Below are 25,352 nucleotides of genomic sequence, written 5' to 3'. Positions count from 1 at the left end.
CCTTGAAACTGCTGATTCTCGATCGTGACGGGGTGATCAACCAGGACTCCGACGCCTACATCAAGTCGCTGGAGGAGTGGATCCCGATCCCCGGCTCGATCGAGGCCATCGCGCAGTTGAGCAAAGCGGGCTGGACGGTGGCCGTGGCCACCAACCAGTCCGGCATTGCCCGTGGCTACTATTCACTGGCAACCCTCGAAGCCATGCATGCGCGTCTGCGCACGCTGGTGGCAGGGCACGGCGGCGAAGTCGGCCACATCGTGTATTGCCCGCATGGGCCGGACGAGGGTTGTGACTGCCGCAAGCCCAAGCCTGGCATGCTGCGGGCAATCGCCGACCATTATCAGGCCGACCTGCGCGGCGTATGGTTTGTCGGCGACAGTAAAGGTGACCTGGAGGCCGCCCTGGCCGTCGGTGCACAACCGGTGCTGGTGAAAACCGGCAAAGGCGAGCGGACGCTTGAAAAGGGTGTCGCGCAAACCACACTGATTTTCGACGATCTGGCAGCTATCGCCAGAGAACTAATCTAAACAATGCGCCCAAGGGCGCATTTTTATCAGGCGGGCAAGCCCGCAACGGTACATGCCACTATGTCGATCCTGCGGGCGATCAGAATCTTTCTTTTTTACCTGCTGCTGGGCACCAGTTCCCTGCTGTGGTGCTCGCTGAGCTTTTTTATCGCGCCATTTTTGCCGTTTCACAAGCGCTACCGCTTCATCAACGTCTACTGGTGCCGTTTTGCCGTGCTGCTGGCGCGGGTGATTCTGGGTATCCACTACAAGGTCACCGGTGCCGAGAACGTGCCCAAAGAGCCCTGTGTGATTCTGTCCAACCACCAGAGCACCTGGGAGACGTTCTTCCTGTCAGCCTATTTCTCGCCATTGAGCCAGGTGCTCAAGCGTGAACTGCTGTACGTGCCGTTCTTTGGCTGGGCCATGGCCATGCTGCGGCCGATCGCGATCAACCGCGACAACCCCAAGGAAGCCTTGCGCCAGGTGGCGAGCAAGGGTGACGAATTGCTCAAGCAGAAGGTCTGGGTGCTGATCTTCCCGGAAGGTACTCGGGTACCCTTTGGCACCGTGGGCAAGTTTTCCCGTGGCGGTACCGCGCTGGCGGTAAATGCCGGGCTGCCCGTGCTGCCGATCGCGCATAACGCCGGCAAGTACTGGCCCAAGTCAGGGTGGGGCAAGCGCTCTGGCACCATCGAGGTGGTCATCGGGGAGCCGATGTATGCCAATGGTACCGGCCCGCGTGCCATTGCAGAGTTGAATGACCGTGCCGCGGCGTGGAACGAAGCGACTCAGCGCCGCTTGGGCTCGTTGCCACCGGTAGATGAAAAACCACACGAGCAGATTGCCTGACGATCTGTGGATAACGTGTTAGCAATTTTTGGATGAAATGCCTCGTTTGATAGCTAAGTCTATGAATTGCCTATTTATTTTTGTGTATGACATTTTTCTGAAAAGCGTGCATAAGTTTTTTTGAGGCATAAGAAAACCGGCTTTTACAGCCGGTTTTTTTATGGCTTCACGACATCATCAGACCTTGTCGATATCCACATCCTTGGTTTCTTTCAGGCAGAAGATTCCCACCACCAGGCTGATCCCGGTTACCAGCACCGGGTACCACAAGCCGTAGAAGATATCCCCGGTGTACACCACCAGCGCGAACGAAACCGTGGGCAGGAAACCGCCAAACCAGCCATTGCCAATGTGGTAGGGCAGCGACATCGAGGTGTAGCGGATACGCGTCGGAAACAGCTCCACCATCACCGCCGCCAGCGGGCCATAAGTCATGGTTGCGATCAGGATCATTGCAACGATCAGCACCACCACCATCACCTGGTTGACCTGCGACGGGTCCGCCTTGGCCGGGTAGCCCGCCTGCTCGATGGCTGTGCGCATGGCTGTTTCGTCAAACCCGTTGATGGTCTTGTCGCCAATGTTCACCACCACTTGGCTGCCCGCCACATTCACCGAGCTGTACGGCAGGCCCTGTTTGACCAGGAAGGTCTTGACCTTGTCGCACGGGCTGTCGAAACGCGCCTTGCCGACCGGGTCGAACTGGAAGGTACAACCTTGCGGGTCAGCGGTGACCACGATCGGCGCCTGACGGCTCGCTGCGTCGATCTGCGGGTTGGCGTAGTGGCTGAGGGCCTTGAACAGCGGGAAGTACAACACCGTGGCCAGCAGCAGGCCGAGCATCAGGATAGGCTTGCGGCCGATGCGGTCGGACAGCCAGCCGAAGAACACGAAGAACGGCGCACCGATCACCACGCTGATGATCAGCAAGGTATTGGCCTGGGCCGGATCCATCTTGAGCATCTGGGTCATGAAGAACAGCACGTAGAACTGCGCCGTGTAGAACGTCACGGCCTGGCCGGCGTTGATACTGAACAGTGCGGTAAGCACCACCTTGAGGTTTGGCCAGGAGGTGAACGACTCGCGGATTGGCGATTTGCTGATCTTGCCCTGGGCCTTCATTTTCACGAAGGCCGGCGACTCATGCATGCTCATGCGGATCCAGGTGGAAATGCCCAGCAGCACGATCGACAGCAGGAACGGCAAGCGCCAGCCCCAGGTTTCGAACTCATCGCCGGTGATGTAGCGGCTGCCCAGCACCACCAGCAACGACAGCAGCAGCCCAAGGGTAGCAGTGGACTGGATGAAGCCCGTGTGGAAGCCGCGCTTGCCGGGCGGTGCGTGTTCGGCCACATACGTCGCCGCGCCACCATACTCGCCCCCCAGTGCCAGCCCCTGCAGCATGCGCAGTACCACCAGGATGATCGGCGCGGCAATGCCGATGCTTGCATAGGTGGGCAGCAAACCAACGGCGAAGGTGGACAAGCCCATCAGCACGATGGTGATCAGGAAGGTGTATTTTCGCCCGATCATGTCACCCAGCCGGCCGAACACCAGCGCGCCGAAGGGCCGTACCAGGAAGCCGGCGGCGAATGCCATCAGGGCGAAGATGAAAGCGGTGGTGTCGTTGACGCCAGCAAAGAACTGCTTGCTGATCACTGCCGCCAGCGCACCGTAGAGAAAAAAGTCATACCACTCGAAAACCGTCCCGAGGGATGACGCGAAAATGATCTTGCGTTCTTCACGACGGCTTGGGCTGCTCGCCGTCGCCCCCTGCTCTTGGATGTAATCCGACATCGTTGCTGTCCTCGGCCCGCAGGCCACAGTGATTATTCTTGTTGTTCCACTGTCGGCAGCTTCTGACCGCAAGCCGCCGGTACTGCACGCACCCGGGTCAGGGCGTCGGTAACGCGTCTTCGTTCAGGTAGGTCTGGGTAGCAGCTCCCTTGAGAATGAGTTGGGCCGCCTTCTCGGCGATCATCAGGGTGGGTGAACAGGTATTGCCGGAGGTGATCTGCGGCATGATTGAAGCATCCGCCACGCGCAGGCCGGGGATGCCGCGTACACGCAGCTGGTTATCCACAACGTCCAGCGGGCCGCTGCCCATACGGCAGGTCCCGACCGGATGGAAGATGGTGGTGCCGATCTTGCGTGCCGCTTCGAACAGGTCTTCCTCGGTCTGCAGGGCAGGGCCTGGCAGGTATTCCTGCGGATCGAAAGCGGCGAGGGCAGGGGCCTGGACGATGCGGCGTGTGATACGGATGGCGTCGGCGGCAACGCGCAGGTCTTCAGGGTCACTGAGGTAGTTGGGGTCTATCAGTGGCGCGCTGTTCATGTCCGAGCTACGGATGTCGATGCGCCCACGGCTAGCCGGGCGCAGGTTGCACACCGAAGCGGTGAAGGCGGGGAAGCGGTGCAGCGGCTCGCCGAAGCGTTCCAGCGACAGGGGTTGTACGTGGTATTGCAGGTTGGCGGTGGCCTGCTCCGGGCTGGACCGCACGAACGCCCCGAGTTGGCTCGGCGCCATGGCCAGCGGGCCGCTGCGGTCGTAGAGATAACGCAGGCCCATACCCATCTTGCCCCACAGGCTGTTGGCCATCTGGTTGAGCGTTCTGGTGTTGCGGATCTGGTAGATCAGGCGCAATTGCAGGTGGTCTTGCAGATTGCCACCGACACCGGGCATATCGTGCCGTACGCCGATGCCGAGCGTTTCCAGCAACGTGCGCGGGCCAATGCCGGAGCGCTGCAGGATGCCGGGCGAACCCACCGCCCCTGCACACAGGATGATCTCGCGGCGCACAGCGAACTCGTGCCAGGCGCCTTGCCAAAATGCTCTCACTGCGCGGGCGCGGGTGTTGTTCAGCAGCACTTGGTCAACCTGCACGCCGGTCAGCACGGTGAGGTTGGAACGGTTATGTACAGGTCGTAAAAAAGCCTTGGATGCGTTCCAGCGCACACCGCTGCGCTGGTTGACCTGAAAATATCCACAGCCTTGGTTGTCGCCGGTATTGAAGTCATCGACCTTGGCGATGCCGCTCTGTTCGGCGGCATCTCGGAAGGCATCGAGGATCGGCCAACTGTAGCGCTGGCGTTCCACCCGCCATTCGCCAGTGGCGCCATGGTGATCACTGTTGCCTGCAAAGTGATTTTCGCTGGCCTTGAACAGCGGCAGCACGTCCTTCCAGGCCCAACCGTCATTGCCCTGTTCGGCCCAATGGTCATAGTCCGCAGCCTGGCCACGCATGTAGATCATGCCGTTGATCGATGAGCAGCCCCCCAGCACCTTGCCCCGGGGATAACCCAGGCTACGACCACCCAGGCCGCTTTGCGCTTCGGTCTTGAAGCACCAGTCAGTGCGGGGGTTGCCGATGCAGTAAAGGTAACCGACGGGGATGTGAATCCAGGGGTAATTGTCGCGGCCCCCGGCTTCCAGCAGCAACACGCGGCGGGACGAGTCGGCGGACAATCGATTGGCCAGCAGGCAACCGGCAGGACCGGCACCCACGATAACGTAGTCGAAGACAGAATCGGCTGATGGCATGTGCAACCTCGCGCCTGATTTTTATTCTTGTCGTCGTACATCTTATTGATTAATTTCGCTGAGGAAACACGAGATTTCGCGCAGCCGTTGTGCGTTTTAGCACAGCGAAAAACAGGGAAAGGATGCATGTTCGACTGGAATGATCTGCGGTTTTTCCTCGAGTTGCAGCGCAGTGGCCGCCTGCTCAGCGCTGCCAAGCGTCTCAACACGACCCATAGCACGGTTGCCCGGCATATCGAGAGCATCGAGAAAAGCCTGGGCACCCCACTGTTCGTGCAACACGCGCAGGGCTACGAATTGACGCCCTCCGGCCAGGCGCTGCTCAAGCACGCCGAAGCCATGGAGAACGTGGCGTTGCTGGCGCAGGAAGAAATCACCCAGGCCATCACACCGCTGGGCAAGATTCGCCTTGGGGTCACCGAAGGCATCGGCATCATGTTCTTCACCCCACGCATGAAGGCGCTGTTCGATCGGTATCCGGGCCTGGAAGTGGAGCTGGTGGCCGTGCCTCGCTTTGTCAGCATCCTCAACCGCGAGGCGGAAATCAGCATTCACCTGGAACGTCCCAGTGCCGACCTGCTGATTACCCGCAAGCTCACTGACTACCGCCTGGCCCTGTATGCCAGCCAGGCTTACCTGGACCGCGCGCCACCTTTACGCAACCGTGAAGATCTGGCCCGGCACAGCTGGATCGGCTACGTCGACGACCTGCTGTTCAGCCAGGAGCTGCTGTTTCTCAACAGCTTCTGCCGGGCGCCCAATGTGGCTTTTCGCAGCACCAGCGTAATCGCCCAGCAAACTGCTGCGCGCGCCGGCCTGGGTATCGCCGTGCTGCCCAACTACATGGCTCGCCACGACCCGACACTGGTGCGCGTACTGCCCAGCGAAACCATCCAGCGCAGCTACTGGATATGCACCCGTCGTGAATTGCACAAGTCGGTACGCCTGCGGGTGGTCTGGGATTACCTGCTGGCGCTGTGCGCGCAGGAACAGGCCGAGCTGCTAGCCGAGTAGCGCCTTGCCGGCCAGCAGCAGGGCAGCCGCAAAGCCGGCCACCGAGAACAGCTGCTGCAGGCGAGGCCCGGCCAGCCGCGTCGCCAGTGGCCGCGCCAGCAGCAGGCCAAGCACCGCGCCCACGGCAAAAGGTGCTCCCACCTGCCAGTGCATAACGCCGGCCAGGCTGGCACTGACCACGCTACCTGTAGACACCAGGGCGATCACCGCCAACGAGGTCGAGACGATGCTCTTCATACGCAGGTTGGTGTAGCGGTTCAAGGCAGGGATGATCACGAAGCCACCCCCCACCCCCAACAAGCCGGACAACAATCCCGAAAGCGCTCCGGTCATGGCCAGCGCCCGCGCGCAGGGCAGTGTCCAGCGCAAACGGCCCTGCAGCGGGTTGAGCACGCACGGTTCGATGAAACGGTGCGCGTCGTTGGCCTCGCCACGCAGCTCGCTGGCAGCCTTGCGCCAGATGCGCAGGCATGCGTAAACCAGCACGCCGGCGAACACCAAGGCCAAGGGTGTGTCGGGCAGACGATGGGCGAGCATCAGCCCGAGCGGTGCAGCAGCGATGCCGATCAGGGCGATGAACAGCGCGGCGCGATAACGCACCAGCCCTTGGCGCAAGCCGAGGATCGCCCCCACGGCAGCGGCAAGACCTACGGCAAGAAGGCCAATGGGCGCAGCTTCGACCATCGACAGACCAAGGCCAAACACCAGCAGCGGCACCGCCAGGATGCCGCCCCCCGCGCCAGTCAGCGCCAGCACTGCGCCAATGATCGCGCCCAGCCCGGCACCGAGCAGTTGATGTTCGATCACCGTGGTGCCTCGGCCGCCAGCGGTTGCGGCCGTGCCAGCCACTCCCGCCCCTTCAGCATGCCTTGCCAGTACAGCGGCGGCAGCACTCGCGCCTTGAGCAGCCAGGCCAGGCGCGTCGGCTGGCGGCCATCCAGCAACCAGCGCGGGAAGCTCGGCGCGACCTTGCCGCCATAGGTGAACTCGGCAAGCACGATCTTGCCGCGCTCGACCGTCAACGGGCAGGAGCCGTAGCCATCGTACTGGGCAAGGTTAGCCAGCCTGCCCAGCGCCACCAGCACGTTGTTGGCAACCACCGGAGCCTGCTTGCGCGCAGCGGCCGCAGTCTTGGCGTTGCTGGTGCTGGCCACATCGCCAAGGGCATGGACATTGGCAAACTGACGATGACGCAGCGTATGCGGGTCGACATCGACCCAGCCAGCGGCATCGGCCAATGGGCTTTGACGAATGAAGTCCGGGGCAACCTGTGGCGGCACCACGTGCAGCATGTCGAAAGCTTCAGTGCGGGTTTCAGTGCTGCCATCGGCAAAGGTGCGGACAAAGGTGGCGCGCTTGTTCGGGCCATCTACTGCAGCCAGACGGTGGCTGTAATTGAGGTCCACACCGTACCTGTCGATGTAGGCCATCAGGGCCGGCACGTAATCGGGAACACCGAACAGCACTGCGCCGGCATTGAAGAAGCAGGCTTTGATATCGCCCAGCAGCCCCTGGCGCATCCAGTGGTCGCAGGACAGGTACAGCGCCTTCTGCGGCGCACCGGCGCACTTGATCGGCATGGGCGGCTGAGTGAACAGGGCGCGGCCTTGCTTGAGGTTCTGCACAAGCTCCCAGGTGTAGGGTGCCAGGTCGTAGCGGTAGTTCGAGGTGACGCCGTTGCGCCCCAGGGTATCACTGAGCCCGTCAATGGCAGCCCAATCGAGCTTGAGGCCGGGGCAGACCACCAGCTGTTCATAGCTGATGGTGCGACCATCTTCGAGCATGACCAGCTGGCCCAGCGGGTCGAACCCTTGCACGCGCGCCTTGATCCAGCGCACGCCACGGGGGATGGTCGAGGCCATGGTGCGCGCGGTGCTCGGTGCCTTGAACACACCCGCACCGACCATGGTCCAGCCGGGCTGGTAGTAATGGACGTCGGCAGGGTCGATCACCGCGATATCCAGTGACGGGTCGCGGCTGATGAGGCTGGAAGCAGTGGCGATGCCGGCAGCGCCGGCACCGACGATGACCACCTTGTGGTGGTCGGAATTAGCAGGGGACAACAAGGCAGGCATGGCGTAAATCCTGGGAATTCTAATGATGGGGCAGGGCGCTCAGAGCTTGTTCAACGGGATCTTCAGGTAGCTCACGCCGTTGGATTCCGGCTGCGGAAAATGGCCACTGCGCATGTTGACCTGCACCGAAGGCAGGATCAGGACGGGCATCTCGAGGGTCTTGTCACGCGCTTCACGCATGGCGACAAAGCTGTCCTCATCGATGCCCTGGTGAACATGAATGTTGCTGGCGCGCTGCTCGGCAACGGTGGTGACATAACGCATGTCACGCCCGCCCGGCAGGTAGTCATGGCACATGAACAGCAGGGTCTGGTCAGGGAAGGCCAGCAGGCGGCGGATCGATTGGTACAAGGTGCGAGCATCAGCGCCTGGGAAGTCACAGCGTGCGGTACCGTAATCAGGCATGAACAGGGTGTCGCCCACGAACAGTGCTTTTTCTCCCGCATCCTCTATCAGGTAACTCATGCAAGCGGGGGTATGCCCAGGCGTGTGCAACGAGCGGGCGTGCAGGTTACCTATGCGAAAGCCTTCTTCGTCCATGAGCAACACATCGAACTGGCTGCCATCACGGGCGAAGCCCGGCTCGGCGTTGAACAAGTCGCCGAAGACTTTCTGTACCTTGGTGATCTCGGCGCCAATGGCGGTGTGGCCGCCGAGCTTTTCCTTGAGATACGCCGCAGCTGAAAGGTGGTCGGCGTGTACATGGGTTTCCAGAATCCACTGCACCTTGGCGCCCAGGCTCTGTACCCGATCAATCAGACGGTCTGCAGACTCGGTGCAGGTGCGGCCTGACTTGGGGTCATAGTCCAGTACGCTGTCGATCAACGCACACTGGTTGGTCTCGCGGTCCAGTACCAGGTAGCTGATGGTCGAGGTGGCGTCGTCGAAAAAGGCTTCCACCTGAAGGTTGTTGCCGATGATCATCACGTTCTCCAAATAATCCACCCCGCCTTTTAGAGGCGTAGGCAGTGACGGGTGGTTTATCAAGATGCATGCCAGCGGTTTAACCCGTACCAAGGCCAGTGAAATCGGCCCCTGATGGCGCATGACAGCCCGGTGTGGCAGCTGCGCTGGCAGTCGACTGTCAGCCAATGGCAGTGTTTGGCAGTCCTTGTTACCCTCAACGGCTTATCCAATCGGTGCCGTCATGCCTGAATCCCATCCCCTCATCCTAGCTCTGGTTTCCTACCTCGAACACGATGCGTTGCCTACCATCGTGCTGGACACCGACTACAACATCCTCGCAGCCAATGCCGCCTATCGTCGGCAGTTCGGCCGTGACGACCGTGCGCCACTGGGTGAGAAGTGCCACCGGGTTTCCCATCACTACGCCGTGCCTTGCGACCAGGCCGGTGAGCATTGCCCCATGCGCAAGGCCTGGGACAGCAAGCTGCCGGAACGGGTACTGCACATTCATCACACCCCGCGCGGGCCTGAGCATGTGGATGTGGAACTTCGGCCGATCCTCGATGAGCAGGGCAGGGTGGTGGCGTTCGTAGAACGCCTGACCACGGTCACACTGGCCTCGGCGCAACCTCAACAACAGGGCCTGGTCGGCCGGGCGCCAGCGTTCAAAACGGCACTGGCCAGCCTGCAACGTGCGGCCCCCGCACAGATCCCGGTATTGCTCCAGGGTGAATCCGGTACAGGCAAGGAGCTTTTCGCCCGGGCGATCCATATGGGTAGCCCACGGGCGAATGGCCCTTTGGTGGTGGTCGACTGCACCGGCTTGACCGAGTCACTGTTCGAGAGCGAGCTGTTCGGCTATGAGAAGGGAGCCTTTACCGGTGCCAACCAGCGCAAGATCGGCCTGGCAGAAGCGGCCCACGGCGGCACGCTGTTCCTCGACGAGATTGGTGAGGTGCCACTGGCGATGCAGGTCAAATTGCTGCGCCTGATCGAATCCGGCACCTTGCGCCCGGTTGGCAGCCTGCGCACCGTGCATGCGGACTTCCGCCTGGTGTCTGCAACACACAAACCGCTCAAGCAGATGGTTGCCGAGGGTACGTTCCGGGAAGACCTGTATTACCGCATCAGTGGCTTTCCCATCCGCCTGCCTGCCTTGCGCGAACGCGTAGAGGATCTGCCGCTGCTTGCGCAGAGCCTGCTGCAACGCATGGCAGGCAAACCTGCCGCGAGCCTTACTGACGCTGCGCTTCAACAATTGGCCCTGCATACGTTCCCAGGCAATATCCGCGAGCTGCGCAACATCCTGGAAAGGGCGCGGCTGTTTGCCGATGATGGGCTGATACGGCCTGAGCATCTGCCGGAAGATGTAGGCCCGCAAATCGCAACCGGTGCGAACAAGGGGCGCGCTCGCAGCGACCTGAGTGATCTGGCACAAGCGCTGGAACAGTTTCAGGGCCCGCGTAGCGAACTGGCGCGCCACTTAGGGATGAGTGAACGTACGCTGTATCGGCGCTTGAAAGCGCTGGGGCTGAATCCGGCTTAGTGCTCGGCGATTCTTTACCGGACCTTTACCTCTTGCCAGGGATTACTCATCGCGAATCACGGTCTGAAGCATTAACCGTAATCGGCGTCTCGTTGAAACCCGCCGGACGTGAACATGCAAAGGATCGACATACGATGAAAAAAAGCCTCTCTGTGCTCTGCGCTACCTTGATGCTCAGCGTACCACTGGCCAGCTTCGCCCAGCCCGGCCCGCCTCAAGGGCACGATGGCGACCGCTCGCATCAGGGCCAAGGTCATCCGCAGCAGAGCAAGCAGCAAGGCCATCCGCAACAACATGGCAAACCCGGCAACGGCCAGGCTCAGTCCTACCGTAATCCGAACTTCCGTCCACAACCGGGGATGCCGGTACCTCACCAGCAATGGAAGCGCGGCCATGTGGTAGACCCGCACTATCGCAATGACCGTTACTGGGTGACCGACTGGCGCGCCCGGCACCTCTCGCCGCCGCCCCGCGACCACCGTTGGTTGTACGTCAACGGCGACTACGTGCTGGTGGCCATTGCTTCCGGGGTGATCGTAAACATCCTCAGCGGTTACTGAGGCCGTATAAAACCAGCCGCCAACAAAAAGCCCGCTTGCGCGGGTTTTTTGCTGGGTTGTGGATTGAAACTTCTAGTCTGTTAACTATTCGATCAGTCTCTTGAAGGTACTGCACATGATTGCGCGTTGGCGTTGGGTAGCGGGTCAACTCACCAAGCGACTCTGGTTCAGAGCCTCTCTGTTCTCCATTCTGGGTGTGGCGACTGCATTGCTTGCCATCCTGTTCAGAGACTTCATCCCGCAAACCTTGCCAGCACGCATCGGCGCAGATGCAGTGGACAAGATTCTCGGGATCATTGCCTCCAGCATGCTGGCTGTGACCACCTTCTCATTGAGCACGATGGTCACCGCCTACGGGGCCGCAAGTAGCGGGGTGACCCCGCGTGCCACAACGCTGGTCATGGAAGACACCACGACCCAGAACGCGCTGGCCACATTCATCGGTTCGTTTCTCTTCAGCCTGGTTGGCATCATTGCCCTGAGTACCGGCCTCTATGGAAGCCAGGGCCGAGTCGTGCTTTTTGCGGTGACGCTAGCTGTCGTGACGCTGATCATTTACACACTGCTGCGCTGGATAGACCACCTTTCCAAACTCGGACGGGTCGGAGAAACCATTGACCGTGTGGAAAAGGCGGCGATAGAGGCCATGGCTCATCGCATTCGCTGGCCCTATCTGGGAGGCTCAGCGTACCCGGTAGACCTTGTACTACCGCTGTCCGCGCAAACCATTGCCAGCAACCAGACTGGCTACGTCCAACATATCGATGTGCAAGCCTTGGGCGCCATTTCCAAAGCGCTACAGATCCGGATCTATGTGGAAGTTCTCCCAGGTAGTTTTGTCCACATCGGTATGCCGGTCGCTCGCATTGTACCTTTGAGTGACAAGCATCCTGATGAGCAAAGCCTTGAGGACACGCTGGCGACGTTGACCATAGGCACCCGAAGAACCTTTGAACATGACCCGAGGTTTGGGCTATGCGTGCTATCGGAAATCGCATCCCGCGCGTTGTCACCAGCGGTCAATGATCCGGGCACCGCTATTGATGTGATTGGCAGGGGCCTTAGAACTTTGACGTACTGGGGCAAAGCACACGCTTGCGAACCGGACCAGGAAAAAAGCTGCGAGTGGGTCCACCTGCGAGGGTTGACGGTGGACGATTTGTTCGACGATTTTTTTGCCCCTATCAGCAGAGACGGCGCCGCTCTTCTAGAAGTCGACCTTCGGTTGCTCAAGGCACTTGTCAGCCTGGCCCAGATAAACCCCGCGCTTTTCAAGCAGAGTTGCATCAGGCATGGGGAGCAGCTTGTCATGCGTGCAGAGGCGTCACTTACACTCGCGCATGAAAAAGATCAGCTGAGGTCAGTGCACGTGAAGCTCAGGACGATTGAATGACAGCCCAAACCAAAAAGCCCGCTTGCGCGGGCTTTTTGGTAAGAACAACCTGTGTAGGTTCACAAAATAGGTGATAGGCCAGACCCCGTGAAATTGGAAGCTTGGCCATTTTTTTTGTGAAATGAAGGGGTGCTTTTCACAGAAAAGCCGAGAAAGCCCTACTCACCAATCACAAAAGTTGATTGGCCTGGAAAGGGCCAGTGTGTTCTCCCTTTACGACCGACGCGTGACTTTTCGGTAAGGGATGAGGAGTAGTCGCAGCGATCCTTTAGCTCCCAGTCTGGCGACCTTGGGTTCAGAATCCGACTGGCAATGCCCGTCGTCACTACTTCAGAGGAACCAGCTTCCTCTGCTGCCAGAATTGCGGGGGGGCTCATGCTGGTACCCAGGCCCGACAAATGCGCAGTTGCAGCCCTCAATTGCAAGGCTATCCAAGGCGGCACGCGTGTCAATCAAGATCTGATGCATGACGATGGCCGGCCTCACGGAGGTGAAACCGGAGATTCAGAATGACTAAACCGGCCCCGTAGACACCAACCTCCACGAAGGCCGCTATCGATCCAAAGCTGTCCTTGAAGAAAGGTAGCTAACGGCATCTATCTACAGTTTTCGGGGCGATTCACTCGTCTGAGGCTCAGGAGCACCAGGATGGGCGTCAAGGAGGTGGTCATCTTGAGGTGGACTATGCTGACCAGTTGCTCTCAAATCTAATCGTGAGGTCCTCCATGGCAACCCCCAATCTGCTGGCCCGATTCAGAGATGAAGTCCTTCTGGCCGGGCCTGAAAGCTCCCTACCTAGCAACCTATCTCAGTTCTGGCTTGAGGAGCTCCAGAATCATCTGGAGAGGTATTTCGACGGTTTGAACTCGGAGTCAGATGCAGAAGAGAAGGATCTCGACATCTCCCTTCCACTCGCAGCGATCATCCACATCTTGTTCGCAAAGAATGGTGGGGAGGAGATATCCGAGAGCTCTGAAAAGCTGTACGAGTATTTCCAAGACTACCGGCTCGAACTGGCCCTTGAAGAGATCACGCGAAAGACTCATGTGGCTGCCGAGGCTGCAACCATTGAGACCATCTTCACCAACCGAGATGTCCTGGTGGAACAAGGCCCCCTTCTTCAATAGGTACCTCCACCGATGCCATCGCCGGCGGGCACGCTCCGAGGCATTGATGGAATGCATTTTGACGGCTGCCGAGATCAGCGAATGAAAGAAATTGCTGCGCCGATGTTCGATCTAATCGCTTTGTCGCTTCCACGAGGGTTGGGGTTTGGGGACAGCCCGCCAGTAGGGGCATGGCTTAGTGAGGACGGAATTTCTTGTGCCGCTCTAACCCGAAATATCCATTCCGGCAGTTTCGGAATTGTCACCTTGCGGCGTCGTGTCGATAGCGTGTGGGTGCTCCTCAGTCATAGTGAGTGCACCACTGGCGAGTCCGAAGCCCGCGCCTCAATCAGCCATTTTCTCAGTACCCAAGCCCATCCGCTTCCACTCCCCTCAGGCGAACGACGACGTGCTCCTCTAAGCAGAATGGGTAAGCGCACACCAAGCGTGGTGTTCAAATCACTATTTGATCCAAGCCGCCGTATTGGGGCGTGGGCGCTCAATCAACTGTATCTCGCACTGCCATCCCCAGACAGAAATTGGGTTCCCGATTGCCAGACTGAGAATTTTCACACCCGCCTTTGGGAGGCCCACCTATTAGCGATTTTTCGTGAGCAGGGACTCTTTGTCACCCAGCCTAAAGAATCACCCGATTTTCATATCGAGAATAGGCTGGGAGGTGAGGCCTGGGTTGAAGCAGTGACAGCCAACCCGGAAGAGCGGTATGAGCATTTTGGCGCCTCGCCGGTCCCCCCACCAGCTGACCGACATGAGCGCTTCTTTGGAGCGGCTGCAGAAAGGTTTGCGAGGACCATCCAAAACAAATTGGACAAGCGTTACGAATCCCTACCGCACGTGGAGGGTAAGCCGCTCATTCTGGCCTTAGCCGATTTCCATGCGCCCAGTTCAATGCTGTGGAGCAGGGAGTCGCTCATCAGCTATCTCTATGGCTTTTCAGTTCACTCATCTGCGCATCGTGGAATGCAGCTGATAACTGTGGAGGAAGAGACATCTCTGCTATCAGGGCGCCCCAACGGCCTATTTACGCTAAGGGAAAATGCCCATCTTTCAGCGGTCATTTTCACCAATGCCTGCACAGTCTCAAAGCTCAGCCGAGTGCCGATTTCAGGTGGAGCTCATCTAGACGGGTACCGATACTTGCGGTTTGGTGAGTTTTTCGACCGTTCTCCAGGTGCATCACGAGGTATCCCATTTTTGTTGGATGTAGCGTCCAGCGATTACGGTCAGCTCTGGCCGCAGTATGGCTACGAGCCGTGGTCTGCTGAAGTGGAGGTCTTCCATAATCCTATGGCATTACATCCGGTGCCTAACGAACTGATACCAGAAGTCACCCACTGGAGAGAAGTGAATGGACGAGTCGAGTGCGAATCCTTCTATGAAGTATCCATACTCCGATCCAGGACACTCGTCCTCAGTGCAAACGCTAAGGTTCCGTCACTCGATGAGTTGCTGACAGCAACCAGTCCTCCAGAGCTCTGACGGCGGCGGGGTGGCCGCATCTTTGCCCCGCAGATAGATGAGGATTTTTCAGCAAGATATCCGACCTGGGAAAGACATGAGACCCCCTGCGCAATTCAGAACTGTTGAAGCGTCACCTCTCATCGGGTAAAAGCATGACATTCTTACAACGTTAAAATAGCGTCATCCCCGAGAGCATAGGAAGAGAAATGTCGACCCAAGGACTAAATCGATTCATCGGACGCAAGATTCACGCAGTGATAATGATGGCCCCTCTTAAGCGGGAAATGATACGCCTCGGCATATGCACCGTCATGGCAATTGTTCTGAATGTCATCTTGTATACCGGCGTTGAAATAGACGGTACCATCAAGCCGTGGGCAGAAACGCCGATAAAGCTATTTGCATCGTCGATGCTATTTGCCTTCATGATTAAGGCATTTTTACCACTTCTCGGATGGACCATTTTAAAGGCAGTGCTACTCAGCGCAAACAATGCCTTCAGCGGCATACTGAGTTTTATGGGAAACCAATTCACGGGTGTCATGTACTGCACCGGAATCATCCTGGGATCTATCACGATTAAGCAGTATATGATTTCTGGGGTCTTAGATTTAGAAATGGTTTCTCTGTCTGCTATCGTATTTGCCTCAGGGATTATGTACTTCTTTATACTGCAATGCGCCATTCAAAAAACAATGAGTCCAGCTCTGCGCACACCAGCAGTACCTCGTTCAGCCACTAGGCTGTGACTATCCACCTCTGGTGCTCAGTAGACGCCCGCTCTGTTGAATCCTCAGTCATAAATAACCATTAATGGCCAGGCCCGCCTTCGACTTTATGAAGAAGGCGAGCGTGCGCGTGCCTGATTGCGCATGTATTCCGAGATGAGATTTCCGAAATTGATGTCAGCTTCTTCAACGAGAATGTTGACGTGGCAGTACAGATCTTCAGGACCTCCTAGATAATTGAAAATCCTTGATCTGACGATGCCACAAACCCCTTCTTTGACCGCCGTAGAGGGAAGGTTGATAACATCGCCGACGCACGGAATAAGTGCTAAGCCATGGTCGCTGTTGAAGATAATGTCAGCTGGACAGGCATCAATCCTGGCATGCGATTGACCTTGCGAAACCTGCTGATAATCAATGCTATACCTCATGTACAGCCTACCTCATTTGTTGGGTGAGGAATCAGCGCCGCGGATCGTAAACAGAAACCTCAAGCTCGCAAGCGACGGGAGTGTACAGCCAATTTTCGGTACCTAGAGAGCTTGGCAATTATCGCTTTTCAAGCACATACCCTACGCCCCGAAGCGTATGTATCAGCTTGGTCTCGAATGGGTCATCTATCTTGGCTCTGAGTCTTCGAATCGACACTTCTACAACGTTCGTGTCGCAGTCAAAATTCATATCCCAAACCTGAGAAATAATCTGCGTACGGCTCAGTACCACCCCGGTGTTACGCATCAAGTAGTGCAATAACGCGAATTCTTTTGTGGTCAAATCAATTCGCTGACCGTCCCTGAACGCCCTGTGCCGGCTCTGATCAAGCTCCAGGTCAGCGACGCGAATGACCTCTACGGATGCGGGGTGATCCGACCTGCGCATCAAGGCGCGAACCCGGGCCAACAGCTCAGGGAACTCAAATGGCTTGATCAGGTAGTCATCTGCGCCGTTCTCTAGCCCCCGGACCTTATCCGCCAGCCGGCTTCTCGCCGTCAGCATCATGATGCGGGAAGGGCAATTTTTACGGCGCAACAACTCAAGAACCTGCCAACCATCCATCTCTGGGAGGTTTATATCGAGAATAATCAGCTCGTATTCGTGCTGCTTGGCCAAGAATAATCCATCTGATCCGGTGTGGACGCAATCTACGACATAGCCACACTCCGTCAGACCTTGACGCACATACTCCGCAGTTTTTACTTCATCCTCAATTACCAGAATTCGCATGGGATTTTGTCTCGATATCACTGAGCAATTAACCGCGCACGCGCGCCGGCATTATTGAAAGGGATGGTAAATCAAAATGAGCGTGCCGGGGCTCAAATGACGGATTTGTAATTTCTAGGTAATACAGTTGATAGTCTGGCGGTATATCTTGTCGCGGTTTGGGTTTGACAGTTGCGGACCCTCTCTCCAGCAGGTGACTTGACCTTATGAAGTATTGGGTTATTTTCTTCTTTGTACTGGCTTCGTTCCGCTCAGATGACGGCGAGGTTGCTCACATCGAGGAGACTGGTCATTGGTGTAGCCATGAACTTCACCGGCATGCGATGCGTACAATCGAACGCTTACTTGAATTTTAGGCAAAAAAAAGGCGCCCAAAGGGCGCCAAATATCCACCTTTTACCAAAGGAGCACTTAAGCCACTCAAGGTGAATTCGTAATGCTCGTTTTACTAACAGGATCAGCTAATGAATAACTGGTCCGTTAGCGAATTAAAGAATCGAAAGCGGGTACTCGATGATTACACGAGTTTCATCCAAATCCGATTCGAAAGCAGTGGCACGCGTGGTTGCCTGGCGCAACCGGAAGGACAGATCTTTTGCCGGGCCGGTTTGGACAACGTATTTGACTTCGACGTCACGCTCCCAGCGCTTCTGATTGTCGAGCGGGTTGCCGTTGTCGTCAGTGCGCATGTAGAACTGGTTAGCGTTCGAGTAATCCGCGCCCGAGCCTCTGGCGTAGCGGGTCATGAACGTCAGGCCTGGAATGCCGTAGCTGGTGAAGTTCAGGTCGTAGCGCAGCATCCATGAACGCTCTTTCGGCGAGTTGAAGTCGCTGTATTGGATGGAGTTGTCGACGAAGATCGAGTCCGACTGACGCAGGTAGTCGAAGTCGTCGTCGCCGTTGTTGCGCTGATGCGAGAGGGCCAGGGTGTGAGCACCGTAACGTACGCCGACCTTGGCACTCCAGATGTTGTTGTCAAATTCGCCCAGGCGTCGCTTACCTTCATCCACGGCTTTGTAGTAATTGAAGCCGCCGATCAGCGCCAGATCGTCGTTCAAGGGGTAGGCGAAGCTGGTACCGGCGTAGTACTGGTTCCAGACGTCTTTCAACTGGCTTGCATAGGCACTCACGGTCCAGTTGTCGTTGATCGAGTAATCACCGCCACCGTAGCCGATCCATGGCGAGTTGACTGGGCCGCCGTAGAAGGTCACGAAGTTGTCGTTAAGGTTGCTAGAGACCGGTTGGCTCATCGCATGCAGACGACCACCCTGCAGGGTGAGGCCTTGGATGCTGGTGTTCTCAACGGTCACGCCGCGAAAGCTTTCCGGCAACAGTCGCGAGTCACCCGATGCAACGACCGGGGTCGATGGGAAGACATCACCCACTTTCACGATGGTATCGAACAAGCGAACTTTGGCTGCGCCGCCGACCTTGGTGTATTCGTCGCGAGCTTCGCCCTTGTTATCAACAGGCAGCACGTCGAAGGAGCTACGGCCGCCGTTGCGCCCATCACCGGTGTCGAGCTTAAGGCCGATCATGGCGAAGGCATCAACGCCAAAGCCCACTGTACCCTGGGTAAACCCAGAGTTGAATTTGCTGATGATTGCGTGCGCCCAGGCTTCGGAGTAGCCATTGGTATTGCCTTTGCCACTGTTGTAAGTAGGGGCAGTGCTGTCGCGGTTATCACGATTGAAATAGAAGTTACGGTTCAGCACTGTAAGGCTGCTGCCTTCAATGAAGCCCTCTGGCTTGTCTTCAGCTTGTGCCGAAATAGCATAGCTTCCAGACAGCGCAGAAACTGCCGCCAAATACAGTGGTACTTTGATTTTCATCCGATGCTCCTTTGATTCACGGCAGTTTTTATTATGTTTACCTGCGCGGGTGTCGTTAATTGTTCTGACCCGGCGGCGCGCCTAGCGTAGCGCGAGCTCATATTTGCAGGCCGAAGATAACGGGAGGGTGATAGGAAAATTACAATTTCGTCATCTGCCCGTTATTTGGCGCCTTCGCACCGCGTGGTTGCCATCTCCGTTGCTTGTAACGAAATCATAGAGCCGGGTTGGGAATCGCAGTATTTACGGGCATTACAGGGATTTATTACGAAATTGTAATTTTCCAGCCACCCCTCTGATAGCTACCGCTCATTAGAGTGCCATCACCTAATCAAGTGGGGCTTGGCAGCTGTTTCGGCGTTCTCGCCAAGCTTTATCGAAGTTTGTGCACGAGGACCATCAAAGTGCCCCGGTATAACCGCAATGTCTTATCCAAGACCTCCGTCTCGCCCTGGAAGATCGCTGCACTCTGTGCAGTCATCTCTGGATTGATGGCACCTGCAGCCCTTGCCCAAAGCATCAGCTTGCCCCAGGCGCTTTCGACGGCCATGGATGCCAACCCTGATCTAGCTGCAGCCAGGCAAGAGATTGGGATCGCTGACGGCGCTCGCAAGCAGGCCGGACTTATCCCCAACCCCACAATCTCGTACGACGTGGAAGACACCCGTCGTAACACCAGCCAGACAACTGTTTCGCTCAGCCAAACCCTTGAGCTGGGCGGTAAGCGGGGGGCTCGGGTTGACGTCGCCACATTCGGGCAGACCGCCGCACAGCTGGAGTTAGACCGTCGCGTGAACGGACTGCGTGCAGACGTCGTGCAAGCCTTCTACGCCGCGTTGCGGGCCCAGACAGGCCTTGATCTGGCCAAGCAATCTCTCGAACTGACTGAGCGCGGTCTCCGCATCGTCGATGGCCGTGTTCGCGCAGGTAAATCGTCCCCAGTAGAGGCCACCCGCGCCCAGGTGCAACTGGCCGAAGCCAAGCTTCAAGTTCGACGTGCCGAAACGGAAAAGGCGACCGCTTACCAGCAGCTCGCGCAAATTACCGGGAGCTCAGTCACGGTATTTGATCAACTCGAATCGCCAACCCTCTCCCCGGGGCTGCCACCGCAGACTGAAGAGCTGCTGGCAAAGCTCGATCAGACCGCAGAAATGCGCCAGGCCGTGGTGCAGATCGACAAGAGCGATGCCTCGCTCGGTTCAGAGAAAGCTCAGCGTATCCCGAATCTTACTGTCAGCGTAGGCAGCCAGTACGACCGCTCTGTGCGCGAGCGGGTCAACACTGTGGGCCTGTCTATGCCTCTGCCGCTGTTCGATCGTAACCAAGGCAACATTCTTTCCGCTTCTCGACGTGCCGATCAGGCCCGAGACCAGCGCAATGCTGTGGAGCTGCGCCTGCGCACCGAAACCCAAACCGCGTTGAACCAGTGGTCCACCGCAATGCAGGAGGTCGAGTCCTACGACAAGACCATTCTGCCGTCAGCCCAACAAGCCGTAGAGACTGCAACCCGCGGCTTCGAGATGGGCAAATTCGGCTTCATCGAAGTGCTGGATGCCCAGCGCACCTTGATCGTCGCTCGTGGCCAATACCTCGAATCGTTGGCAGCGGCGACCAATGCGCGTGCGCAGGTGGAAAGGGTTTATGGCGAAGTCGGCTCAACTGCCGGCGCTCGCTGAGCGGGCCAAACATTTTCTTCGGCACCCAGCCTTGAACAAGCCGGTGCCTACGATCAGCAGGAGTAGCAATGGATAACAAACGCAAGATCGCCCTCGCGGTAGCCGCTGTGGCAGCCCTCGGATTTGGCAGCCTTGCCTGGAACAATAGTTCCGGACAGCAGGCCGCCAGTACCGCCGAACATGGCGCTAACGATGGCCATGGCGACGAAAAGAAAGCCTCATCTGCCGCCCAAGAGGAAGGTGATGAGGGCCATGGCGAAGAAGGCCACAGCGAAGAGGGCGGTGAAGAAGAGGGCAAACTGACGCTCAGCGATGAACAGATCAAGGCAGCCGGCGTTGCCCTGGAAGCTGCAGCGCCGCGTGACTTGGGTACAGTCGTGAGCTTCCCGGGCGAAATTCGCTTCGATGAAGACCGTACTGCCCACGTGGTTCCTCGTGTTCCTGGCGTTGTTGAAGCTGTCCAGGCCGACCTGGGTGAGACGGTCAAAAAGGGTCAGGTCCTCGCTGTAATCGCCAGCCAGCAGATCTCTGACCTGCGCAGCGAACAACAGGCCGCACAGCGTCGCGTCGAACTGGCGCGTGTGACCTTCCAGCGTGAGAAAGAGCTGTGGCAGGACAAAATCTCTGCAGAGCAAGACTACCTCCAAGCACGCCAAGCGTTGCAAGAAGCGGAGATCTCCTTGGCCAACGCCAAGCAGAAGGTCGGCGCTATCGGTGCCTCGGTTAACTCCGTTGGCGGTAATCGATACGAGCTTCGAGCTCCCTTCGACGCCGTGGTAGTGGAGAAACATCTGACCGTTGGCGAAGTCGTAAGCGAGGCGACCAACGCCTTCATCCTTTCCGACCTGAACCAGGTTTGGGCAACCTTCGCCGTCCCGCCTACAGATCTGGGCAAGGTCACGACTGGTCGTGCGGTGAAAGTCTCTTCGCCTGACATGAACGTCGAGGTCGAAGGGAAGGTGGGTTATGTCGGCAGCCTGCTGGGCGAGCAAAACCGTGCAGCTACTGTCCGCGTCACCTTGACCAACCCCAACGGCGCCTGGCGTCCAGGCCTGTTCGTGAACATTGCGGTCACTTCCCAGACCGATCGAGTTGCCGTAGCGGTCCCCGAGCACGCAGTGCAGACCGTTGAAGACAAACCTTCGGTATTCGTACGCACCCCAGATGGCTTTGACACCCGCCCGGTAAAACTGGGTCGCCGCGACAGTGGGTACGTGGAAATCATCGACGGTATTGAAGCCGGCGCCCAGGTAGCAACCAGTGGCAGCTTCACACTCAAGTCCGAGCTCGGCAAAGCTTCTGCCGAACACGGTCACTGATGCGAACTGACAGGATGATTTCTCATGTTTGAACGTATCATCAGATTCGCCATCGAGCAGCGCATCGTAGTAATGATCGCTGTTCTGATCATGGCGGGTATCGGTATCTACAGCTATCAAAAGCTGCCCATCGATGCGGTACCCGATATCACCAACGTTCAGGTGCAGATCAACACTGCAGCGCCTGGTTACTCGCCCTTGGAAACCGAACAACGGATCACGTTTCCAGTTGAAACGGCAATGGCCGGTCTCCCGGGCCTTCAGCAGACCCGTTCCCTGTCTCGCTCTGGCCTGTCTCAGGTCACCGTGATCTTCAAGGATGGCACTGACATCTTCTTTGCCCGCCAGTTGATCAACGAGCGGCTGCAGGTTGCGAAGGAACAGCTGCCAGAAGGTGTAGAGGCCGTCATGGGTCCGGTATCTACCGGCCTCGGCGAGATCTTCCTATGGACTGTTGAAGCCGAAGATGGCGCGGTCAAAGAGGACGGTACGCCGTACACCCCGACCGACCTGCGCGTGATCCAGGACTGGATCATCAAGCCTCAGCTGCGTAACGTCCCGGGTGTGGCCGAGATCAATACCATCGGCGGTTATGCCAAGCAGTTCCTGGTTGCGCCGGATCCAAAGCGCCTGGCTACCTACAAGCTGACACTCAATGACCTGGTTGCTGCGTTGGAAAGTAACAACGCCAACGTCGGCGCCGGCTACATCGAGCGTAATGGTGAACAGTTGCTCATCCGTGCACCGGGTCAGGTAGGCAATATCGAAGACATCGCCAACATCGTGATCACCAGTGTGGATGGTGCACCGATTCGCATCAGCAGCGTAGCTGACGTCAGCATCGGTAAAGAGCTCCGTACAGGTGCTGCTACTGAGAACGGCCGCGAAGTCGTGCTCGGTACCGTGTTCATGCTGATTGGTGAAAACAGCCGCACCGTATCTCAAGCTGTCGCCGCCAAATTGGCGGACATCAACCGCACCCTGCCAAAGGGCGTGGTGGCTGTGACTGTTTACGACCGTACCAACCTGGTTGAAAAAGCCATCGCGACGGTGAAAAAGAACCTGGTGGAAGGCGCGATCCTGGTTATCGCCATTCTGTTCCTGTTCCTCGGCAACATCCGTGCGGCTTTGATCACCGCGATGGTGATTCCGCTGTCCATGCTGTTCACCTTCACAGGCATGTTCAACAACAAGGTCAGTGCCAACTTAATGAGTTTGGGGGCACTCGACTTCGGCATCATCGTCGACGGTGCCGTGGTTATTGTAGAAAACGCGATCCGTCGACTGGCTCATGCGCAACATAAGCATGGCCGCATGCTTACCAAAACCGAACGCTTCCACGAGGTCTTTGCCGCGGCGCGAGAAGCTCGTCGGCCGCTGATCTTCGGCCAGCTGATCATCATGGTGGTGTACCTGCCGATCTTCGCCCTCACCGGCGTCGAAGGCAAAATGTTCCACCCGATGGCCTTCACCGTTGTGATGGCGCTGCTGGGTGCAATGATCCTGTCCGTTACTTTTGTTCCTGCAGCTATTGCCATGTTCGTCACTGGCAAGGTGAAGGAAGAGGAAGGCGTGGTCATGCGCACAGCTCGACTGCGCTATGAGCCGGTTCTGCAATGGGTGCTGGGACACCGGAACATCGCTTTCTCGGCCGCAGTAGCTTTGGTCGTGCTCAGCGGCGTACTGGCAAGTCGTATGGGTAGCGAGTTCATCCCAAGCCTCAGTGAGGGCGACTTTGCGCTTCAGGCCATGCGTGTGCCTGGAACGAGCCTCACTCAGTCCGTCGAGATGCAGCAGCGTCTGGAGAAAGCGGTGATAGCGGAGGTGCCTGAAGTTGAGCGGATGTTCGCACGCTCGGGTACCGCAGAAATTGCATCTGACCCGATGCCGCCAAACGCCTCTGACGCCTACATCATGCTCAAGCCTCAGGATCAGTGGCCTAACCCCAAGAAGCCACGCGATGAGCTGATTGCTGAGGTGCAGAAGGCCGCGGCAGGTGTTCCAGGAAGCAACTATGAGTTGTCACAGCCAATCCAGTTGCGTTTCAACGAGCTGATTTCGGGCGTACGTAGTGACGTCGCGGTGAAGGTCTTCGGCGATGACATGGACGTGCTTAACAACACCGCCAACAAGATCGCGGCAGCTCTACGAGCGGTACCGGGCTCGTCGGAAGTGAAAGTTGAACAGACATCCGGTCTGCCGGTGCTGACTATCAACATCGATCGCGAAAAAGCAGCACGCTACGGTCTGAATATCGCGGATGTTCAGAATTCGATCGCTATCGCCGTGGGTGGCCGCCAGGCCGGCACGCTGTATGAGGGCGACCGCCGGTTCGACATGGTAGTGCGCCTGCCTGAGACCGTTCGTACCGACGTAGCGGGTATGTCCAGTTTGCTGATCCCGGTACCCGCTAATGCGGCTCAGGGTGCCAATCAAATCGGCTTCATCCCGCTGTCGCAGGTCGCTAATCTGGACCTGCAACTGGGCCCGAACCAAATCAGCCGCGAGAACGGCAAACGCCTGGTAATCGTCAGCGCCAACGTTCGAGGCCGTGACCTGGGCTCCTTCGTTGAGGAGGCGACCGCTTCGCTGGATAAGAAAGTGCAAGTTCCTGCAGGCTACTGGACGACTTGGGGTGGCCAGTTCGAGCAGCTGCAGTCGGCAGCCAAACGCCTGCAGATCGTTGTTCCAGTCGCCTTGCTACTGGTCATGACCTTGTTGTTCCTGATGTTCAACAACCTGAAAGACGGCATGCTGGTCTTCACTGGTATTCCATTCGCACTTACCGGTGGTGTTGTGGCGCTGTGGCTACGGGACATCCCACTGTCGATCTCGGCAGGTGTCGGCTTCATTGCACTGTCCGGCGTTGCAGTCCTGAACGGCCTGGTGATGATTGCCTTCATCCGCGGGCTAAGAGAGGAGGGGCGGACGCTCAGGCAGGCAGTCGATGAAGGCGCATTGACCCGTCTGCGACCTGTTTTGATGACAGCTTTGGTAGCGTCCCTGGGCTTCATCCCGATGGCCTTGGCCACCGGTACCGGTGCAGAAGTTCAGCGTCCATTGGCAACGGTGGTAATTGGAGGGATCCTGTCCTCCACCGCACTGACCTTGCTGGTATTGCCTGCCCTGTATCACTGGGCACACCGCAAGGATGAAGACGGCGACGAGGCCGAAGTGGTTAGCTAACAGCCTCCGCTAAAGAGAAGCCCACAACACGTGGCTCAGGCACAAACTGCGCTGTGTCATCTGGCGACAATGGAAGCAGCCTTCGACGAGGGCTCGCAACCTGATACGGCTGGGGCTGGGTGCAGAGCGTGCCTGTAAATCGACCTCCAATGGAAGGCGGCCATGGTGGAACTCGGGTGCACCACATATGAATCAGGCGCTGCCGAAGAAACTATGGGACGCCTTGGGCTTGTCTCGATACTGGATACGATCAACCGGCTTAGTCGCATAACCTGAACCGCCGTGTACGGAAGCGTACGCACGGTGGTGTGAGAGGACGGCGGGCGTGAACCCGCCTCCTACTCGATTAAAGTGAAGTAGATGCACTTACCTTTCAAAATTGTAAGTTTCTCGTCATGCCGGT

At 57.8% G+C, this 25,352-nt stretch carries 20 protein-coding genes and 1 pseudogene; 13 read left to right on the top strand and 8 right to left on the bottom strand.

Annotated elements, in window-relative coordinates:
- The first annotated feature begins 2 nt into the window (after positions 1-2).
- On the top strand, positions 3-530 hold the full coding sequence (gene gmhB, locus ACMGF5_RS09170) for a D-glycero-beta-D-manno-heptose 1,7-bisphosphate 7-phosphatase (RefSeq protein ID WP_046786800.1): 528 nt from the start codon (positions 3-5) through the stop codon (positions 528-530).
- 60 nt (positions 531-590) lie between these two features.
- The gene (locus ACMGF5_RS09165; RefSeq protein WP_046786799.1) at positions 591-1,361 is read left to right on the top strand and encodes a lysophospholipid acyltransferase family protein; all 771 of its coding nucleotides are present in this window, start codon (positions 591-593) and stop codon (positions 1,359-1,361) included.
- Positions 1,362-1,538: 177 nt separating this feature from the next.
- On the opposite strand, the gene ACMGF5_RS09160 is transcribed toward ACMGF5_RS09165, so the two are convergent.
- Both ACMGF5_RS09160 and ACMGF5_RS09155 read right to left on the bottom strand, forming a co-directional pair.
- Complete coding sequence (locus ACMGF5_RS09160) at positions 1,539-3,158, bottom strand: MFS transporter (RefSeq protein WP_046786798.1); 1,620 nt, start codon at positions 3,156-3,158, stop codon at positions 1,539-1,541.
- Between the two features lie 97 nt (positions 3,159-3,255).
- Positions 3,256-4,902 carry a GMC family oxidoreductase gene (locus tag ACMGF5_RS09155; protein ID WP_414157736.1) on the bottom strand — a complete coding sequence of 549 codons (1,647 nt, stop codon included), beginning with the start codon at positions 4,900-4,902 and terminating at the stop codon, positions 3,256-3,258.
- A 126-nt stretch (positions 4,903-5,028) separates the two neighbouring features.
- Here ACMGF5_RS09155 and ACMGF5_RS09150 point away from each other — a divergent pair, with 126 nt between their 5' ends.
- A complete protein-coding gene (locus tag ACMGF5_RS09150) occupies positions 5,029-5,916 on the top strand; it encodes a LysR family transcriptional regulator (RefSeq protein ID WP_414157735.1) in 888 nt (295 codons plus the stop codon).
- Here ACMGF5_RS09150 and ACMGF5_RS09145 read toward each other — a convergent pair.
- The 3 genes from ACMGF5_RS09145 to ACMGF5_RS09135 are packed head-to-tail and all read right to left on the bottom strand — an operon-like array spanning position 5,905 to position 8,915.
- Positions 5,905-6,723 carry a sulfite exporter TauE/SafE family protein gene (locus tag ACMGF5_RS09145; RefSeq protein ID WP_119689102.1) on the bottom strand — a complete coding sequence of 273 codons (819 nt, stop codon included), beginning with the start codon at positions 6,721-6,723 and terminating at the stop codon, positions 5,905-5,907. The two genes, ACMGF5_RS09150 and ACMGF5_RS09145, sit on opposite strands and share 12 nt — an antisense overlap.
- On the bottom strand, positions 6,720-7,991 hold the full coding sequence (locus tag ACMGF5_RS09140) for an FAD/NAD(P)-binding oxidoreductase (protein ID WP_115273211.1): 1,272 nt from the start codon (positions 7,989-7,991) through the stop codon (positions 6,720-6,722). Before ACMGF5_RS09140 ends, ACMGF5_RS09145 begins: the two co-directional genes overlap by 4 nt.
- A 39-nt stretch (positions 7,992-8,030) precedes the next feature.
- On the bottom strand, positions 8,031-8,915 hold the full coding sequence (locus ACMGF5_RS09135; protein WP_046786793.1) for an MBL fold metallo-hydrolase: 885 nt from the start codon (positions 8,913-8,915) through the stop codon (positions 8,031-8,033).
- A 223-nt stretch (positions 8,916-9,138) separates the two neighbouring features.
- Here ACMGF5_RS09135 and ACMGF5_RS09130 point away from each other — a divergent pair, with 223 nt between their 5' ends.
- The 6 genes from ACMGF5_RS09130 (at position 9,139) to ACMGF5_RS09105 (ending at position 15,733) form a co-directional block, all read left to right on the top strand.
- Positions 9,139-10,443, top strand: coding sequence for a sigma-54 interaction domain-containing protein (locus ACMGF5_RS09130; RefSeq protein ID WP_115273210.1), 1,305 nt, complete (start codon positions 9,139-9,141; stop codon positions 10,441-10,443).
- A gap of 134 nt (positions 10,444-10,577) precedes the next feature.
- Positions 10,578-11,003: an RcnB family protein gene (locus ACMGF5_RS09125; protein WP_115273209.1), complete on the top strand. Its 426-nt coding sequence runs from the start codon at positions 10,578-10,580 to the stop codon at positions 11,001-11,003.
- A gap of 115 nt (positions 11,004-11,118) precedes the next feature.
- The gene (locus ACMGF5_RS09120) at positions 11,119-12,396 is read left to right on the top strand and encodes a DUF2254 domain-containing protein (protein ID WP_346640842.1); all 1,278 of its coding nucleotides are present in this window, start codon (positions 11,119-11,121) and stop codon (positions 12,394-12,396) included.
- A 725-nt stretch (positions 12,397-13,121) separates the two neighbouring features.
- The gene (locus ACMGF5_RS09115; protein ID WP_169882566.1) at positions 13,122-13,523 is read left to right on the top strand and encodes a hypothetical protein; all 402 of its coding nucleotides are present in this window, start codon (positions 13,122-13,124) and stop codon (positions 13,521-13,523) included.
- 81 nt (positions 13,524-13,604) lie between these two features.
- Positions 13,605-15,002, top strand: coding sequence for a hypothetical protein (locus ACMGF5_RS09110; protein ID WP_230385194.1), 1,398 nt, complete (start codon positions 13,605-13,607; stop codon positions 15,000-15,002).
- A gap of 188 nt (positions 15,003-15,190) precedes the next feature.
- Entirely contained in the window at positions 15,191-15,733 is a 543-nt protein-coding gene (locus tag ACMGF5_RS09105; protein WP_044270172.1) for a hypothetical protein, read from the top strand.
- An 86-nt stretch (positions 15,734-15,819) separates the two neighbouring features.
- Here ACMGF5_RS09105 and ACMGF5_RS09100 read toward each other — a convergent pair whose 3' ends face one another.
- The 3 genes from ACMGF5_RS09100 to ACMGF5_RS09090 form a co-directional block, all read right to left on the bottom strand.
- Positions 15,820-16,143 carry a hypothetical protein gene (locus tag ACMGF5_RS09100; RefSeq protein ID WP_044270171.1) on the bottom strand — a complete coding sequence of 108 codons (324 nt, stop codon included), beginning with the start codon at positions 16,141-16,143 and terminating at the stop codon, positions 15,820-15,822.
- 118 nt (positions 16,144-16,261) lie between these two features.
- Positions 16,262-16,936 (bottom strand): heavy metal response regulator transcription factor, encoded by a 675-nt coding sequence (locus tag ACMGF5_RS09095; RefSeq protein WP_003253420.1) that lies wholly within the window; start codon positions 16,934-16,936, stop codon positions 16,262-16,264.
- 488 nt (positions 16,937-17,424) lie between these two features.
- Positions 17,425-18,768 carry an OprD family porin gene (locus tag ACMGF5_RS09090; protein ID WP_047279633.1) on the bottom strand — a complete coding sequence of 448 codons (1,344 nt, stop codon included), beginning with the start codon at positions 18,766-18,768 and terminating at the stop codon, positions 17,425-17,427.
- A gap of 404 nt (positions 18,769-19,172) precedes the next feature.
- Between ACMGF5_RS09090 and ACMGF5_RS09085 the strand changes: the two genes are divergently transcribed.
- The 4 genes and pseudogenes from ACMGF5_RS09085 to ACMGF5_RS09070 form a co-directional block, all read left to right on the top strand.
- The gene (locus ACMGF5_RS09085) at positions 19,173-20,444 is read left to right on the top strand and encodes a TolC family protein (protein ID WP_139047608.1); all 1,272 of its coding nucleotides are present in this window, start codon (positions 19,173-19,175) and stop codon (positions 20,442-20,444) included.
- A 68-nt stretch (positions 20,445-20,512) separates the two neighbouring features.
- Positions 20,513-21,763 (top strand): efflux RND transporter periplasmic adaptor subunit, encoded by a 1,251-nt coding sequence (locus ACMGF5_RS09080; protein ID WP_047279635.1) that lies wholly within the window; start codon positions 20,513-20,515, stop codon positions 21,761-21,763.
- Between the two features lie 24 nt (positions 21,764-21,787).
- Complete coding sequence (locus ACMGF5_RS09075; protein ID WP_047279636.1) at positions 21,788-24,949, top strand: CusA/CzcA family heavy metal efflux RND transporter; 3,162 nt, start codon at positions 21,788-21,790, stop codon at positions 24,947-24,949.
- A gap of 31 nt (positions 24,950-24,980) precedes the next feature.
- Positions 24,981-25,225 (top strand): annotated as a pseudogene (locus ACMGF5_RS09070) (group II intron reverse transcriptase/maturase); the annotation flags it as partial.
- Positions 25,226-25,352 lie beyond the last annotated feature (127 nt).

It is taken from the genome of Pseudomonas sp. BNK-15 (assembly GCF_047456105.1).
Classification (GTDB): domain Bacteria; phylum Pseudomonadota; class Gammaproteobacteria; order Pseudomonadales; family Pseudomonadaceae; genus Aquipseudomonas; species Aquipseudomonas putida_E.
This window is presented reverse-complemented; position numbering and strand designations above follow the sequence as displayed.